This is a genomic window from Actinoallomurus iriomotensis (assembly GCF_030269445.1).
GTDB classification, from domain to species: domain Bacteria; phylum Actinomycetota; class Actinomycetes; order Streptosporangiales; family Streptosporangiaceae; genus Actinoallomurus; species Actinoallomurus iriomotensis.
On sequence record NZ_BSTJ01000022.1, the window covers coordinates 1 to 15,879 of the forward strand.

Below are 15,879 nucleotides of genomic sequence, written 5' to 3' on the forward strand. Positions count from 1 at the left end.
GCGTTTCGGTGGTCATAGCGGTGGGGAAACACCCGGTCCCATTCCGAACCCGGAAGTTAAGCCCTCCAGCGCCGATGGTACTGCACCGGGGACGGTGTGGGAGAGTAGGACACCGCCGGACATCAACCATACAAAAGGGGCCGCCTGATCAGGCGGCCCCTTTTGCGTTGTCACGGCACAATGGAGACCCACGGGTGTTCCAGCTGAACGGTCTGGTGTGATGAGCGCGGAAAGCGACAGGCGGGACGGCGACGACGACGATCGGCGCCAACGTCAGAACAAGGACCGCCGACCCGGCGGCGCGGGTGGAGCCCGCGGCCGGCAGAGCGGCGGACGCGACTCGGCCGGCGGCCGTCAGGCCCGCGGGCCTCGACGCGACGGCTCCGCAGGCCGTACCGGGTCCGGAGGCACGGGCGGAAACGCGAAGGGCCGCGATTTCTCCAAGCCCCGCGACAAGGGACGCGACGACGGGCGCCCCACATCACGTCGGCCCCGGCCGTTCCGCAATGACTCCGAGACCTCCTATCGTGACCGCCCCCGGCAGCGCGACGAGGCGGGCTCCGGCCCGTACGGCAAACGCGACGACTCGCGGCGTACGCCACGTCCCGGCGGCGGCCGCGGCTCCGACAGCTCTTATCGTGACCGCCCCCGGCAGCGCGACGAGGCGGGCTCCGGCCCGTACGGCAAACGCGACGATTCCCGCCGTACGCCACGCCCTGGCGGCGGCCGCGGTTCCGAGGGCAGGGACCAGGAGCGCCGCGACGGCGGTTTCCAGCGCCGTGACAGGACGAGCGGCGGCAGGCCCCGGCCCGAGGGCGCGCCCAACGATCGGCGTGGAGAGTCGTCCGGACGGCGCCAGGGGGCCCGTACGGGCGCCGGCGCGCCCGGGCGTGACACCACCGGCCGGCCGGGCGGCGGCCGTCGTGAGGGTGGCCGGCCCGGCGACCGCGGACGGCGCCCGGCCGACCGCCGCGGGGCCGCAGGCGGAAGCCGGAAGCCCTTCGAACGCCGTCCGGAGGACGAGACCCGGCCCAGGAGGGACCCGGGCCCGCCCGTACCCGACGACGTGACGGGTGACGAGCTGGACCGCGCGGCAAAGGCCGAGCTGAGGACCCTTCCCAAGGACCTGGCGAAGGCCGTCGCCCGGCACCTGGTGATGGCCGGGCGCCTGCTGGACGAGGACGCCGAGCAGGCGTACCAGCACACTCTGGCGGCCCGGCGGAAGGCCGCGCGCGTCGGTGTCGTACGGGAGGCGTGCGGGCTCGCCGCGTACCACGCGGGCCTGTGGTCCGTCGCGCTCTCCGAGCTCCGCACCGCGCGGCGGCTGACCGGGCAGGAGGCGTACCTGTCGGTGATGGCCGACGCCGAGCGTGGCCTCGGCCGGCCCGAACGCGCCCTCGACCTCGCGAGGTCGGACGAGGCGAAGCGGCTGCCACCCGCCGAGGCGATCGAGATGCGGATCGTCGAGTCCGGCGCCCGGCGCGATCTGGGCCAGCACGACGCCGCGGTACTCGCGCTGCAGATCCCCGAGCTCAAGGACGAGCGCCTCCGCCCCTGGTCGGCACGGCTCTTCTACGCGTACGCGGACGCCCTGGCCGACGCCGGACGCGAGGAGGAGGCGGCCGACTGGTTCGCGCGAGCGGCCGCCGCCGACCGCGACGGTGAGACGGACGCGGCGGAGCGCTACGCGGAGATCGAGGGCCTGGAGATCATCGACGACGACTCGGAGGACGGCTGACGCCTCCGTGCACCAGAGGGCTCCGTACCGGTGGTCAGCCCCGGACGGAGTCCTTCTCCAAGGCGTGCATGATCCCGGCGACGTTGTTGCGGGTCGCGGAGATCACCTCGACCTTCTGGGCCACGGCGGGGTCGGCGTCCGGCGCGAGGGCCTTGTAGCGCTCGTCGGTGCGCTCACGGACCATGGCCACCGCGTGGTCGAGGTCGAGGCGCTGGTCGTACGCCTCGGTCACCATCTCGACCCAGAGACGCAGCTCTTCGGCCGAGCGCTCGAGAGTCTCGTCCGCGAGCTCCACCGGCCCATAGTGGCTGAACAGAAGACGCGTCGGCTGGAGCGCGCGGAACCGGTCGAGCGACGCCAGAGCGCTGTCGAGGTCGAAGTCCGGCGGTGGCGTGGCCGGGCGCAGGTCCGCGGTCTCCGGGATGTAGACGCCCGCCGCGTCGCCGACGTACAGGTCGCCGGTGAGGGAGTCGAGCAGCCCCACATGGTGCTTGGCGTGTCCGGGGGAGTAGTGGCTCTCGAGGCGACGGCCGCCACCGAGGTCGACGATCCCGGTGTCGTCGACCGCGCGGATCCGTACGGCGTCGGTGGGCTTCAGATCGCCGAAGAGAGAGTCGAGCGCCTTGCCCCAGACCGTGCGCGCGCTGGCCATCAGCCGGCTCGGGTCGGCGAGGTGCCGGGCGCCCTTCTCGTGCACGACGATCTCCGCGTTCGGGAACATCTCGGCCACGTCCCCGACCCCGCCCGCGTGATCGAGATGGATGTGGGTGACGACGACGGTCGCCAGATCCCCGGGGCCGATCCCCGCCGCCGACAAGGCGTCACGCACGACTTCGGCCGAGTTCCCGGCTCCGGTCTCGACGAGACACGGCCGCTCCGAACGAATGAGATAACCGGCTGTTATGCCCGAATATCCGGCCATTCGCGTGTCGATTTCGAAGACGTCATTGCCCAGGTCGGTGAGGTTCTCCATATCCGTCTCCGATGGTTGTCCACAGATGTGCGGGGGGCCTTATGCGGTCGGGTGTGAGCCTCCATCGTAGATACAGGGCCGTGGTCGGGGAGACGGCGGCCGATCACGAGAGGAGCCGACGGTGGAGCACGTCAACGAGATCGTCTTGGTGGGAAGGCTTTCCGGAGAGCCGGAGTGGCGGACGTTATCGGGCGATGACCAAGTGGCCGTCTGGCGCCTCATCGTCGAGCACCACGACGCCAGGTCGCCGCAGGACGCCATCGACACGATCCGCTGCGTTACCTACGACCCGAACATCCAGGCCACGGTCCGCGCGTGGACCCACGGTGACGTCATCGAGGTACGAGGAGCACTGAGGCACCGCTTCTGGAAGAGCCCGACGGGCCCCCGAGGCCTGTACGAGGTCGAGGCCTCCAGCGCCGCCCTCCGCCTCCGCCCACCCGGAAAGGAGAAAGCCGTGTCGTGAAGGGTGCCGGGCGATGGCGTGGGAGGCGCCAGGCCGGCGACAGGCTGACCCGCCGAACCCCTCGGCGGCGGAGGCAACCGAGCAGACCGCTACCGCGTGTGGCGGTCCCCAGGGCGGTCCTTGCGCGGGTGGTTCCTGGTCGGGTGACCCTCGTGTGGTTACTGCCGTCTGGGTAACCCTGGTGGGTCGCGCCTGCGTGGACCTCGCGCTGCGGCCGGCTTCCGCGTGGTGGTCCCCATGGCCTTACGCGGTGGTTCCCGGGTGGGCGATCCTCGGGTGGGTAATCGCGGCCTGTTTGATGCCGGCGGGTCGCGCCTGCGTGGAGCCCACGCGGCGGTCAGCCCCCGCGTGGTGGTTCCTGCGGTGGCCTTACGTGGGCGGTTCCCGGGTGGGCGATCCTCGGGTGGGTAATCGCGGCCTGTTTGATGCCGGCGGGTCGCGCCTGCGTGGAGCCCACGCGGCGGTCAGCCCCCGCGTGGTGGTTCCTGCGGTGGCCTTACGTAGGTGGTTCCTGGGTGGGCGGACCTCATGTGGGTTACTGCCGTCTGGTCGATCCTGGTGGGTTGCGCCTTCATGGACATCGCGCCGCGGCTAGCCGCCGTGTGGCGGTCCTCGTGGTGGCCCTTACGCGGGTGGTTCCTGGGTGGGTGCCCTCACATGGGTAAGCGCCGCCTGGGTAACTCTGGTGGGTCGCCGCTGCGTTGACCTCGCACCGCGGTCAGCTCGCGCGTGTGTGCTTCCTGGGCGCGTGATTCCTAGGCGGGCGGACCTCGTCTAGGTGACCTCTACCTGAGTAACCCCTGGACGGGCCTCGTCTGCGCAGGCTTCGCACCGCAGGTGGTCCCCGCGTGGGCGGCCTTGCGTCGGCAGCCCGTGCCTGCGGTCTGCGTGCTGGCGGTCTGCGTGCTGGTGGTGTGCGTGCTGGCGGTCCGTGGGTGAGCTGCTGTTGCGGGCGTGGCTTGTCGGTAGGACTTCCGGTCACTCCCGCCCGTCCTCACATGCCCGGTCGAGTCCGGCCGGGCCGGCGTGTCGCGGTCGCCGCCTCGCAGGAGGACCCAGCGTGGCCCGAAGCGCCCCTTTTCGAGCGCGCCTGCCACGGCACAGCGCACGACGGATGGTGATGACGCCGTAGAAGGTGACGCCACGCCCGCCATCTTCGGCGCGGACGGCGGGCGCTCGACGTAGCCGACCGATGACGAGTGGACGACCGGCCTGCGGGCGGTGCGTAATCCCCGCCGTTCCATGTCTCGGCGGCTGCTTCCGCGCGGGCTGGACCTCGGCGGGCATTGCGTAGGCGTTCATCCGTGGGTGGGTCGCGAGCCACCCAGGGAGGAACGCCTACGAGCGGGGGACCGCGCCGTACGCGGAGCATGGTGGATCACCCGTGAGCGGGCTGCCTGACAGCTGCCCACACGCACAACACCGGCACGCACAACACCGGCACGCACGAACCGCCCACGCAGGACTCCGCAGGCGAATCACCGCCCTCTGCGTCACGCCTCGGCGTAGTCATCGGGGCCGCGTACGCAGCGGCGCGCCGACGTCGGTGCCGCACGGCGTCATCTTCGGTCGGTGTCGAAGGTTCTTAGCACCAGGCCGGTACGGGGCTTCGGGCCGAACGATGTCGACTTGCGCGGGACCTTCTCGCCGCCGGCCGCGACGGCCAGTACGTCCGCCACCTGCAACGGGTTGAGGATCACCGCGGTGCCGTTCGCGCGGCGGGCCTTCCGGAGGGCGCGTTCGGCGTCGTGGTGGACGATATGCACGTTCGCCTCGTCATCCGTGATGTGCCACAGCTCGGGGATCAGCAGCCGGTGGAGCACGGCCGTGTCCAGGCCACGCCAGCGGGGCGACGTCCCGTCCGGCATCGAGTTCGTGACCTGTGCCTGGTCGGGGTCGGTGAGCAGGAACAGGTCGTCCTCTTCGCCGCCGAGCAGGAACGCCGTGCCGTCCTGTGCGGCGAGACGTTCGAGCGCCGTCGGCAGGTCGGGTCCGAGCTGCTCCGTGCGGAAGGCGGCCTTCGCCAGCCGTACGGCGTCGGACACGGCGAGGTTCGGGATCACCCGGTGGATCGCGCCGAGGTGAGGAGGGTAGGCGCTCGAGTCCACGAGCAGCGCGAGGCCGTAGTCCCACGGCCCAGGCCCCTCGTTCGCCTCCCTGAGCGCCTGATATGTCGCGTACCGATGGTGGCCATCGGCGATCAGCGCCTGGCGTTTCCGAAGGTCGGCGGCGATCGACGCGTGGACGGCGGGGTCGGTGATCGCCCACAGTCGATGCCGTACGTCGTCGCCCGTGCTGGTCTCCAGCAGCGGGGGAGACGAGGCCACCTCGTCGACCAGGCGGCTGGTGGCCGAGGCGCCCTCCCCGTCGTACAGCAGGAAGATCGGTTCGAGGTTCGCCCGTGTGGCGGTCATCAGGGCCAACCGGTCCCGGATCGGACCCGGGTAAACGTCCTCGTGCGGCAGGATCACCTGCGACCCCGGCCCGTGGACGCCCAGCGCCCCGATCAGCCCACGCTGCAGGACGCCCTCTCCGGCCTCCTCGTAGGCGTACAGCGCCGGTTCCGCGTCGACCGTCAGCACCCCTTCGGCGAGCCATGACCGCAGCGTCTCGGCGGCGTCGCCGTAGTCCTGCTGGGGCAGGATCAATCGCACGATGTTGTGCGGCTCGTCCGCCATGAACCGTTTCAACGCCTCTTCGTCGATGAGGTCGTACGGCGGCGACGTCACCGCGGCCAGTGAGCTCACCTTGGAGGAGGCGTAGCGTACGGCGCGGAACGGTTCGAGGCTGAGGCCGGGCTGAGTGGTCACGTCGGGCATGTTAGATACCACGGTCTTGTTAGGGCTCGAATGGAGTCGGCGAACGGAGGCCACAAATGGTTCAAGGTTCGGACCACGGCCAGGATTCCCCCGGTACGCCGGGCGGCGAGGTCTATGACTGGTATCAGCGGGGACTGAACCTTCTGGAAAGCGGCAGCCCAGCGGCGGCGATCCAAGTGCTCGAGCACGCGGCGGCGGCCGAGCCGTCGTCACGAAGCGTCCGCGAGGCGCTCGCCCGCGCCCAGTACGGCGCGAAGCGATACGCCGAAGCCGCGGAGAACTTCCGGATGATCGTCGAAGCGGACCCCGCAGAGGACTACGCGCTGTTCGGCCTCGGCCTGGCGCTCACCCGCACCGGCAACCTCACCGAGGCCGTCGAGCACCTCGCCCTGGCCTGCGCCATGTGCCCGGACAACAAACACTACGCCACCGCCCTACGCCACGCCCGAGCCCGCAAGGGCTGAGAGAGCAGGACGGCACCGGACCGTCCGCTGAACTCCTCGAAAGGTGGGGAGTCTCGGCCGGCATTCGTGCGCCATGCCCGAGCGTCCGGGAAGGAGGAGCGAGAGGGTGGGATGGTGGCCGTCGCCTGCCGGATCCGCCCCGAGGTGAAACCGGCCGGGCACGGCAGGTCGGCACGTGGACCCTCCAGCCTGAGTGTCGGTGACAAGCGGACCCGCTCGTGAGGGCGTGACGTTCGCGCCGAACACCGCCGTGCTCTCCGGCCCGGTCGTTGTCCCTGCGCCGTGCCCGAGTGTGCAAGGGCTGAGGCTGAGGGCGGGACTCTGCTGGATCCGTCAGGGGTTGGGGCCTTGGCTGGCGTTCTTGGACTACGCCCGAGTTCGCAAGGGATGAGTGAGCGCGGCGCTGGTCGCCTGCCGGATCTGTCCGAGAAGAAGCGCTGGTCGGCGTCCCTACGCCGGTCCGGTCGAGCTCCGCCCTGCGCCGAGGACGGCATGAGGGCACGATGGATGCCGGTAGGCGTGCCCAGGCGAAACGGTGCCCTCTGGAGCGCACGGGTACTGACCGCTCGGGGAGCGGCTCGATCGGCCTCGTCCGCCGCTCATCTCATCCCGTTCCGCCGCACTCACTCCCATCGCGCAGCGGCATCGCTGAACTCATCACTGCTCCGGCGTCCCTCACCGTCCACGATCTCCTCGGCCGCCCTGCCCTTTCGCGGCCGTCCCCGCTGGTCGGTCGGCAGGTGGCGTATCGGCTGGCCCGGCTTGGTGACCCGCGCCGAGTACGGGCGTTGCCCGCCGCTGATCGTCGCGTGGCCGCTTCGCCGGGCCCGGTCGCGATCCGATCGTCTTCACGGCGGCGATCAGCCCGTCCAGGCACGCCGTCGGCGTATCCAAGGGCGGCCCGCGCGCGGTGACGGCCGTCGATCCGGAAAGATGACCGGTATGCGCGATCGGGCCGGGGCCTTCAGGGCCTGCCGGGTGGGTGGAACGGCACTCGCCGGGGCACGTCGCGGATGGAACGTACAGGAAGGATGACCATGCGGGGGATCGATCGGCCGCCGGCCGAGGCGTACGACGTCGGTGTGCTCGACCTCGACGGTGTCGTCTACATCGGCCACGACCCCGTGCCGGGGGCGGCCGGGGCGCTCGAGAAGGCGCGCGCCAGCGGCATGCGGCTCGCGTTCGCGACGAACAACGCCTCTCGTACGCCCAGTGCCACGGCCGCGCTGCTCGGCGACGTCGGCGTGCCCGCGGCGGCGGAGGACGTCGTGACCTCGGCGCAGGCCGCCGCGCGCCTCCTCTCCGAACGGCTGCCCGCCGGGTCGAAGGTCCTGGTCGTCGGCGGCATGGGGCTGCGCCAGGCGCTGCGGGAGGCCGGCCTGCGGCCGGTGTCCACGGCGGCCGAGGAACCGGCGGCGGTCGCCCAGGGGTACTCGCCCGGCCTGAGCTATGACCTGCTGGCCGAGGGCGCTCAGGCGGTCGCGGCCGGAGCGATCTTCGTGGCGTCCAACGGCGACACGACGATCCCCGGGAAGGGCGGGCGGCTCCGGCCCGGCAACGGGGCGCTCGTCCAGGTGATCCGGACCGCGACCGGCGTCGACCCGATCGTCACCGGCAAGCCCGAACGGCCGTTGCACCGCGAGACCATCCTGCGCACCGGCGCCGAGCGGCCGCTGATCGTCGGCGACCGGCTCGACACCGACATCGAGGGCGCGCACAATGGCGGCGCCGACAGCCTCCTGGTGTTCACCGGGGTCACCGACCCCCGGGCACTCCTGGCCGCTCCGCCCCGGCACCGCCCCACGTACGTCTCCGCTGACCTGAACGGCCTGCTCGTCCCCCACAACGGCGTACGGCGCGAGGGTGCGGCGTACGTGTACGGCGGCTGGACCGTGTCCGGCGACCTGGAGGTCTCCGGCGACGGGGACCCGATGGACGGGCTGCGCGCCCTGTGCGCCGCGGTCTGGGACTCCGGGGACCTCGAACGCGGCGAACGGGCGCTCGACCGCCTGTTCTAGAGGATCTTGCGGAGGCGTAGCAGGTCGCCGAGGCTGGCTTCGATCTTGAGCCGGCCGCTGGCCCACGCCTTGCCGACGCCGAGCTTGTCGTCGGCGAGTGCCACCAGGTCGTCGCTGTTCACCGTGAGCCGGACCTGAGCGCCGTTCGGGCTCTCGGCGACCTCGAAGTCGTCCATCCCGCCGGAGTGGATGCGGGTGACGAACACGAGGTTCAGATCGGGCACATGGCAGCTGACGGTGCGTTCGACGACGTGCTTGGCGAGCTCATCGGGATCCACATCCGTGAGCCGGGTGGCGATGCGTTCGAGTGCCGCACGCGTTTCCTCCAGCGTGGCCATTGTCAGGTCCGTTCCCCCCGTAGTCGTCCTCGACACCGTTGTCACCCACGGACGGTAGCGTTCTTCCTGAGCCGGGGTCGACCGGCTTGCCGCGAACGCGGCGCTGATTGGGGGACCGATACGTGAACGGCACCGAGGGCGAGACCACCGGGGACGAGCGGGTCGACGCCGCGATGGCCCGCCTCGGCGAGCTGGAGGCGACGCCTCCGGCCGAGCACCCGGCGATCTTCCAGGACGTCCACCGCCGCCTCCAGGACGCCCTGACGGGCATCGACGGCGAGCCGGCGTGAACCTCGGCCAGGCCCGTACGGGCGACGCACGGCTCCGGGGCGTTCTGCGGGGCATCGGCGGACGGCAGTGGCGGCACGCGGTGCCGTCGGCACGGCGATCCGCGCACGGCAGGGCGACGACGGCCCGGCACGTCCCGGCGGGGGCTCCGTGGTGCGCGGCCGGGACCACGACGGCACCGGCGGAGTCCGGGGCCCTCGGCGGCCGGGTGACGCATCGTGGGGCCCCGGCATCGCGACGGGTCGGCGCCTGTCGCACACGGGGCGGCGCGCTCACGAGCGAGCGAATGGGCGAAACGGCATTCCTGGTCCCTCCAGTGCTCATGCACGCGGTGAGCTTCTCGCCGACGCGGTGTGCCGTTCTCAAGCGAGCGTGCATCGCCGCGGCGGCGGGCCTGATCTCTCCTCCGGCGAAGGAGGAGTCATGAGCGCACGGCGGCGTCTGGACAGTGAGCTGGTCCGGCGAGGCCTGGCCCGTTCGCGCGAGCAGGCGGTCGAACTCGTCACCGCCGGACGGGTCGCCGTCGGCGGACGCACCGCCACGAAAGCCGCCACCCAGGTCGAGACGTCCGCGCCGATCGTCGTCCGGACCGCCGACACCGGGCCGGAGTACGTCTCGCGCGGCGGACACAAGCTCGCCGGTGCGCTCGCCGCCTTCGACGAGATCGATCCTCGGGGGCGCCGCTGCCTCGACGCGGGCGCGTCCACGGGCGGCTTCACCGACGTCCTGCTGCGCGCCGGAGCCGGGCACGTCGTCGCCGTCGACGTCGGGTACGGCCAGATCGCCTGGTCGCTGCGCACCGACGAGCGGGTGACGGTCGTCGAGCGCCTCAACATCCGAGAACTCACGCCGGAGCACGTGGGCGAGCCGCCCACTCTCGTGGTGGCGGACCTGTCGTTCATCTCGCTGCGGCTGGTGCTGGAGCCGATCCGGCGTTGCGCGGCGGCCGACGCCGACTACGTGATGATGGTCAAACCCCAGTTCGAGGTGGGCAAGGAACGCGTGGGCGCCGGAGGCGTCGTCCGTGACCCGGCGCTGCGTGCCGAGGCCGTACGCGACGTGGCACGTCACGCGGAGACCCTCGGCCTGGGCACCCGGGGCGTGACGGCCAGCCCGCTGCCCGGCCCGTCGGGCAACGTCGAGTACTTCCTGTGGCTGCGGGCCGGTGCGCCGCCGCTGACCGACGCCGACCTGGACAAGGCCGTGGCGGAGGGACCCGCATGACGATCCGCGCGTACATGGGCCGGGCCGGGGCGCCTTCGACGGCAGGCGAACGATCCGTGCGTGAGCAGTGGGGCGGTCGGCCGACGCGGGCCGGGCTGCGGCGGTCAGGGAGCCTCAGATGACAGACGAACGATTCATAGGCGACCCGTGGCACGGGGCCGATCCGTTCCGTGTGGAGGAGCGGACGTCCGGCGGTGTCGCGGTGGACGGGGCCGAGGGGACCGCATGACAGAGAAACGATCCGTCCTCCTCGTGGCGCACACCGGGCGGCCAGGCGCGGTCCGGAGCGCTCAGCTCGTGCTCGACCGGCTGAGCGAGGCCGGCATCTCCGCGCGCGTGCTGGACAGCGAGGCCGAAGACCTGCGGTGCGCCGGCGTCGACGTCACACCCGTGTGCGGCGCGGCGGCCGAGGGCGCGGAGATGGTGATCGTGCTCGGCGGCGACGGCACGCTTCTGCGCGCCGCCGAGCTCGCCCGGCCCAGCGGCACGCCGGTGCTCGGCGTCAACCTCGGCCACGTGGGCTTCCTGGCCGAGGCGGAGCGCGCCGACCTGGCGGCCACGGTCGACAAGGTGGCCTCGCGGGCGTACGACGTCGAAGAGCGCATGACGGTCGACGTCATCGTCCGCGAGAACGGTGACGTCACCCAGTCCGGCTGGGCGCTGAACGAGGCGAGCGTCGAGAAGGCCTCCCGCCAGCGCATGCTCGAGGTCATCGCCGAGATCGACGGCCGGCCCCTCTCCCGCTGGGGCTGCGACGGCGTGGTGTGCGCCACGCCGACCGGGTCGACGGCGTACGCGTTCTCGGCGGGCGGCCCGGTCGTGTGGCCCGAGGTGGAGGCCCTGCTCGTCGTCCCGATCAGCGCGCATGCCCTGTTCGCCCGGCCGATGGTGGTATCACCGCGTTCGGTGGTGGCGCTGGAGCTGCTCCCGAACACCTCGGGGGGCGTGCTGTGGTGCGACGGGCGTCGCCAGATCGAGGTGCCCCCCGGCGCGCGGATCGAGGTACGCCGGGGCGAACGGCCGGTGCGGCTCGCACGCCTGCACCAGACGCCGTTCACCGACCGTCTCGTCACCAAGTTCGGCCTTCCCGTGGCCGGCTGGCGCGGCCGCGTCCGCGACTGACCGGGACGGCCCCGGTGCGGATGGGTCGCCCGGCGCTCCGTACGCCGTGGCCCGGTGCGCACAGCCGGCGAACAGCAGTCGGCGAACAGCCGTCGGTCGTCGAGCTCTGGGCACGACGGATACGCAAGCCGCCTGTGGACAACCGCGCCGGCGCCGGACGGCGAAATGCCGGATCGCCGCACACCGGAAGAGGGACTGACCAGCGGATATAACCTCTCCCACGGCCATTCTTGGCGTGATATTGAGCCGTGACAGGACCGCGGCATGCCACATCCGCCCGTAATCTGAGCCGAACAAACGTTCGCCTCAACCGGCGATCCGACGGCAATACGTCGCTATGACGGGGTAGCCTCGGGACGCCGGTTGTGCAGTGCGACGGGAGGGGTTCGACACGTGCGGCCCATGGTCGAGGAAGTACGGATCCAGAACCTCGGGGTGATCGAGGAGGCCGTTCTCGAGCTGTCCCCCGGCTTCAACGTGGTGACCGGTGAGACCGGTGCCGGAAAGACGATGGTGGTGACCAGCCTCGGGCTGCTGTTCGGCGGGCGCGCCGACCCGCAGCGCGTACGGCCCGGCGCCGACCGGGCCAGCGTCGAGGGGCGCATCATCGTCGAGGAGGGCGGCAGGGTCGCCGCGCGCGTCGACGAGGCCGGCGGCGAGCTCGACGACGGCGCGCTGATCGTCACCCGGTCGATCTCGTCGGAGGGGCGCTCGCGTGCTCACCTGGGGGGCCGTCAGGTTCCCGTCGCGATGCTGATCAACGTGGCCGACGACCTGGTCGCCGTGCACGGGCAGTCCGACCAGCAGCGGCTCCTGCAGGCGGGCCGACAGCGGGCCGCGCTCGACCGGTTCGCCGGTGACAAGGTCGCCAAGCCGCTGCGCGGCTACATCGCCGCCTACCGCAGGCACCGCGACGTCACGCAGCGGCTCGAGGAGCTGACCACGCAGGCCCGCGAGCGGGCCCAGGAGGCCGACATGCTCCGGTTCGGCCTGGAGGAGATCGAGAAGATCGACCCCAAGCCGGGCGAGGACGAGCAGCTCGCGTCCGAGGACGAGCGTCTCGCGCACGCCGACGCGCTGCGCACGGCCGCGACCACCGCGCACGAGGCTCTGCAGGGCGATCCGACGGCGGCCACCGGCGCCGCCGACGCGATCAGCCTGCTCAGCGGGGCCCGGCAGGCGCTGGAGGCGGTACGGTCCCACGACGAGGCACTGGCCGGTCAGGCCGACCGGCTCTCCGAGGCCGTCTACCTCGTCTCCGACGTCGCGGCCGAGCTCGCCGGGTATGCCGAGTCGATCGAGGCCGATCCGGCGCTGCTGGCGAGCGTCCAGGAGCGCCGAGCCGCCCTGGCGGGCCTCACCCGCAAGTACGGCGAGGACATCGCCGCCGTGCTCGCGTGGTCCGAGAGCTCCGCGGCGCGGCTGGCCGAGCTCGACTCCGACGACGACCGCATCGAGGAGCTGCGCGCCGAGCACGAGGATCTGACCCGCCAGCTGACCGAGCTGTCCGCGGAGCTGACCGAGGCCCGTACGGAGGCGGCCGAGCGCCTTTCGGAGGCGGTGACCGCGGAGCTGACCGCGCTGGCCATGCCGCACGCGCGGGTGGTCGTGTCGGTGACCCCGCAGGAGGAGTTCGGGCCGCACGGCGTCGACGAGGTCGAGCTGCGGCTCGCCGCGCACCCGGGCGCGCCGCCGCTGCCGCTGCACAAGGGCGCCTCCGGCGGTGAGCTCTCGCGGGTCATGCTGGCCATCGAGGTGGTGTTCGCCGGCGCCGACCCGGTGCCGACGTTCGTCTTCGACGAGGTGGACGCCGGTGTCGGCGGCAAGGCGGCCGTGGAGATCGGTCGGCGGCTCGCGCGGCTGGCCAAGTCGGCGCAGGTGATCGTGGTCACCCACCTTCCGCAGGTGGCGGCCTTCGCCGACCAGCATCTGGTGGTGGAGAAGTCCAACGACGGCAGGGTCGTCCGCAGCGGCGTGACCGCCCTCGACGACGACGGCCGGGTGCGCGAGCTGTCCCGCATGCTGGCGGGCCTGGAGGACTCCGAGCTGGGCCGCGCGCACGCGGAGGAGCTGCTGACGATCGCCGCGGCCGAGCGCTGAGCCGTCCGGGATCACATATGCTCATGGAGCCTGACGGCTCCCACGTCCGGCCACCGAGCGACGCGCACGGTAAAGAACGAACACGCCTTTACGATCGTCGTTACAAGTGTCACCGTCCGCGCTCTGGCAGGATGGCATCACGATGAATGACGTCTCCCCGAGGATCAAACCGACCGCGCGCCTGCACGTGCCGCGGTTTCGCGGGCTGCGCCGTGAGCGCGGAGACGCCGAGTCGGGTACGACCGGCGTGGCGCGCCTCGACGGCAAGACCAAGAAGCTGACCAAGCGGCTCGAGCCCGGTGACATCGCCATCATCGACCACGTCGATCTCGACCGCGTCAGCGCCGAGGCGCTCGCGGCCTGCGATGTGGCGGCAGTGATCAATGTGGCGCGCAGCATCTCGGGCCGCTACCCGAACCTCGGGCCGCAGATCCTCGTCGAGGCCGGCATCCCGCTGATCGACGACGTCGGTCCCGACGTGTTCAGCAAGGTCCGCGAGGGCGACCGCGTACGCGTCGACGGCGGGGCGCTGATCGCCGACGACCAGGTCGTGGCCAAGGGCATCCGGCAGACCGAGGAGACGGTCGAGGCGGCGATGACCGAGGCGAAGGCGGAGCTTCCCGCCCAGCTCGAGGCGTTCGCCGCCAACACGATGGAGTTCCTCAAGCGCGAGCGTGACCTGCTGCTCGACGGCGTCGGCGTGCCGGACGTCACGACCGACCTCGATGGCCGGCACGTGCTGATCGTCGTGCGCGGTTACCACTACCGCGAGGACATCGCGACGCTGCGGCCGTACATCCGTGAATACCGGCCGGTGCTGATCGGCGTCGACGGCGGGGCCGACGCGCTGATCGAGGCCGGTTACCGTCCCGACATGATCGTCGGTGACATGGACTCCGTGTCCGACGAGGCGCTGACCTGCGGCGCGGAGCTGATCGTGCACGCCTACCGCGACGGTCGCGCACCCGGTCTCAAACGGGTGCACGATCTCGACCGGCAGGCCGTCGTCTTCCCCGCGGCGGGCACCAGCGAGGACATCGCGATGCTGCTCGCCGACGACCGGGGCGCCACGCTCATCGTGGCCGTGGGAACTCACGCGACGCTCGTGGAGTTCCTCGACAAAGGACGTGCGGGCATGTCCAGCACGTTCCTGACCCGCCTTCGGGTGGGGAGCAAGCTCGTCGACGCCAAGGGAGTGAGCCGGCTCTACCGCAGCCGCATCAAGGGATCCTCGCTCCTGTTGCTGGTGGCGGCGACGCTCGTCGCCATGATCGTGGCGATCGTCTCCTCGCCCGCCGGTGATGCGTTCGCGCCCGTCGTCGCCGACAAATGGCATCAGTTCGTCTACTGGCTGACCGGATTGTTCACGTGATCGATTTCCGATACCACCTCGTCTCCATCATCGCGATCTTCCTGGCGCTGGCGCTCGGCCTCGTGGTCGGCGCCTCGACGCTGCGCGGACCGCTCGTCGACCAGCTGAAGGACCGGTCGGGCCAACTCGAGAAGGACAACCAGAACCTGCGGACGCTCAACCGCAACACCGACCAGCTGAACGGCTACGACGACCAGGTCATGGACAACGTCGCGCCGCAGATCGTCGACGGACGCCTCAAGGGCGAGAGCGTCGTCTTCATCGAGGCGCCGGGCGCCGACGACCAGGTGCGGGCCAAGACCGCCGACCTCATCGGCAAGGCGGGCGCGCGGATCAGCGGATACGTCACCCTCCAGGAGAAGTACCTCGACGCCAACCAGCTGACCACGCTCACCGAGCTGACCGACCAGCTGAAACCGGCCACCGTCGACTTCCCCCAGGACGCCTCGCCGTACGACCGGGTGGCCCTGGAGCTGGCCGCGGTGCTCGCCACCCGGCAGGCCTCCAGCACCGGTCAGGAGGACCCCGCCGCCGGGCAGGTCCTCTCCGGATTCAAGACGGCGGGTTTCCTGAATTACAGCGGGCAGCCCGCGACCCGTGCCACACTCGCCATCGTGATCGCGCCCGCCGCGGCCAGCAAGGACAAGAACGCCGACGCCGAGAACAAGGCCCTCGTCGCCCTCCCACTGGCCCTGTCCAAGTACGCCAACGGCACCGTGGCGACCGGCAACGCCGACGCCGCGTCCGACGGCGGCATGATCAAGGCGATCCGCGACGAGAGCAAGGCGCAGGACCACGTCTCCACCGTCGACACCGGCGACGCCTCGGCCGGCCGCCTGACGACGGTGTTCGCGCTCAACTCCGCCCGGCAGGGCAAGTTCGGCGACTACGGCATCGGTTCGGGCGTGGACGGCCCGATGCCCACCCCCGTACCCACGGTGCCCGAGAAGAAGTGAG

At 71.5% G+C, this 15,879-nt stretch carries 13 protein-coding genes and 1 rRNA gene; 11 read left to right on the forward strand and 3 right to left on the reverse strand.

The window, feature by feature from the left end; translation table 11 throughout:
* Positions 1-4 precede the first annotated feature (4 nt).
* Together rrf and QSK37_RS49515 are read left to right on the forward strand one after the other, a co-directional pair.
* A 5S ribosomal RNA gene (rrf, locus tag QSK37_RS49510) occupies positions 5-121 on the forward strand.
* 99 nt (positions 122-220) lie between these two features.
* The gene (locus tag QSK37_RS49515) at positions 221-1,738 is read left to right on the forward strand and encodes a hypothetical protein (RefSeq protein WP_285636544.1); all 1,518 of its coding nucleotides are present in this window, start codon (positions 221-223) and stop codon (positions 1,736-1,738) included.
* Positions 1,739-1,772: 34 nt separating this feature from the next.
* Here QSK37_RS49515 and QSK37_RS49520 read toward each other — a convergent pair whose 3' ends face one another.
* Positions 1,773-2,711 carry an MBL fold metallo-hydrolase gene (locus QSK37_RS49520; RefSeq protein ID WP_285636547.1) on the reverse strand — a complete coding sequence of 313 codons (939 nt, stop codon included), beginning with the start codon at positions 2,709-2,711 and terminating at the stop codon, positions 1,773-1,775.
* Positions 2,712-2,832: 121 nt separating this feature from the next.
* Here QSK37_RS49520 and QSK37_RS49525 point away from each other — a divergent pair, with 121 nt between their 5' ends.
* Positions 2,833-3,177 (forward strand): single-stranded DNA-binding protein, encoded by a 345-nt coding sequence (locus QSK37_RS49525; protein ID WP_285636550.1) that lies wholly within the window; start codon positions 2,833-2,835, stop codon positions 3,175-3,177.
* A gap of 1,559 nt (positions 3,178-4,736) precedes the next feature.
* Here the strand turns inward: QSK37_RS49525 and QSK37_RS49530 are convergent.
* On the reverse strand, positions 4,737-5,996 hold the full coding sequence (locus QSK37_RS49530) for a DUF1015 domain-containing protein (protein ID WP_285636553.1): 1,260 nt from the start codon (positions 5,994-5,996) through the stop codon (positions 4,737-4,739).
* A 56-nt stretch (positions 5,997-6,052) separates the two neighbouring features.
* Between QSK37_RS49530 and QSK37_RS49535 the strand changes: the two genes are divergently transcribed.
* Entirely contained in the window at positions 6,053-6,460 is a 408-nt protein-coding gene (locus QSK37_RS49535; protein ID WP_285584044.1) for a tetratricopeptide repeat protein, read from the forward strand.
* A gap of 1,037 nt (positions 6,461-7,497) precedes the next feature.
* Positions 7,498-8,478, forward strand: a complete 981-nt coding sequence (locus QSK37_RS49540) for an HAD-IIA family hydrolase (RefSeq protein WP_285636556.1) — start codon at positions 7,498-7,500, stop codon at positions 8,476-8,478.
* On the opposite strand, the gene QSK37_RS49545 is transcribed toward QSK37_RS49540, so the two are convergent.
* Positions 8,475-8,816 carry an SCP2 sterol-binding domain-containing protein gene (locus tag QSK37_RS49545; RefSeq protein WP_285636559.1) on the reverse strand — a complete coding sequence of 114 codons (342 nt, stop codon included), beginning with the start codon at positions 8,814-8,816 and terminating at the stop codon, positions 8,475-8,477. The two genes, QSK37_RS49540 and QSK37_RS49545, sit on opposite strands and share 4 nt — an antisense overlap.
* 122 nt (positions 8,817-8,938) lie before the next feature.
* Here QSK37_RS49545 and QSK37_RS49550 point away from each other — a divergent pair, with 122 nt between their 5' ends.
* The 6 genes from QSK37_RS49550 (at position 8,939) to QSK37_RS49575 (ending at position 15,878) form a co-directional block, all read left to right on the forward strand.
* The gene (locus QSK37_RS49550) at positions 8,939-9,106 is read left to right on the forward strand and encodes a hypothetical protein (RefSeq protein ID WP_285584048.1); all 168 of its coding nucleotides are present in this window, start codon (positions 8,939-8,941) and stop codon (positions 9,104-9,106) included.
* 421 nt (positions 9,107-9,527) lie between these two features.
* Positions 9,528-10,328, forward strand: a complete 801-nt coding sequence (locus tag QSK37_RS49555; protein ID WP_285636562.1) for a TlyA family RNA methyltransferase — start codon at positions 9,528-9,530, stop codon at positions 10,326-10,328.
* Positions 10,329-10,553: 225 nt separating this feature from the next.
* A complete protein-coding gene (locus QSK37_RS49560) occupies positions 10,554-11,450 on the forward strand; it encodes an NAD kinase (protein ID WP_285636565.1) in 897 nt (298 codons plus the stop codon).
* Positions 11,451-11,852: 402 nt separating this feature from the next.
* On the forward strand, positions 11,853-13,550 hold the full coding sequence (gene recN, locus QSK37_RS49565; protein ID WP_285584054.1) for a DNA repair protein RecN: 1,698 nt from the start codon (positions 11,853-11,855) through the stop codon (positions 13,548-13,550).
* Positions 13,551-13,692: 142 nt separating this feature from the next.
* Positions 13,693-14,922: a putative cytokinetic ring protein SteA gene (steA, locus tag QSK37_RS49570; RefSeq protein WP_285584055.1), complete on the forward strand. Its 1,230-nt coding sequence runs from the start codon at positions 13,693-13,695 to the stop codon at positions 14,920-14,922.
* A complete protein-coding gene (locus tag QSK37_RS49575) occupies positions 14,919-15,878 on the forward strand; it encodes a copper transporter (protein ID WP_285636568.1) in 960 nt (319 codons plus the stop codon). The genes steA and QSK37_RS49575 overlap by 4 nt, the downstream gene beginning before the upstream one ends.
* Position 15,879: the final 1 nt, after the last annotated feature.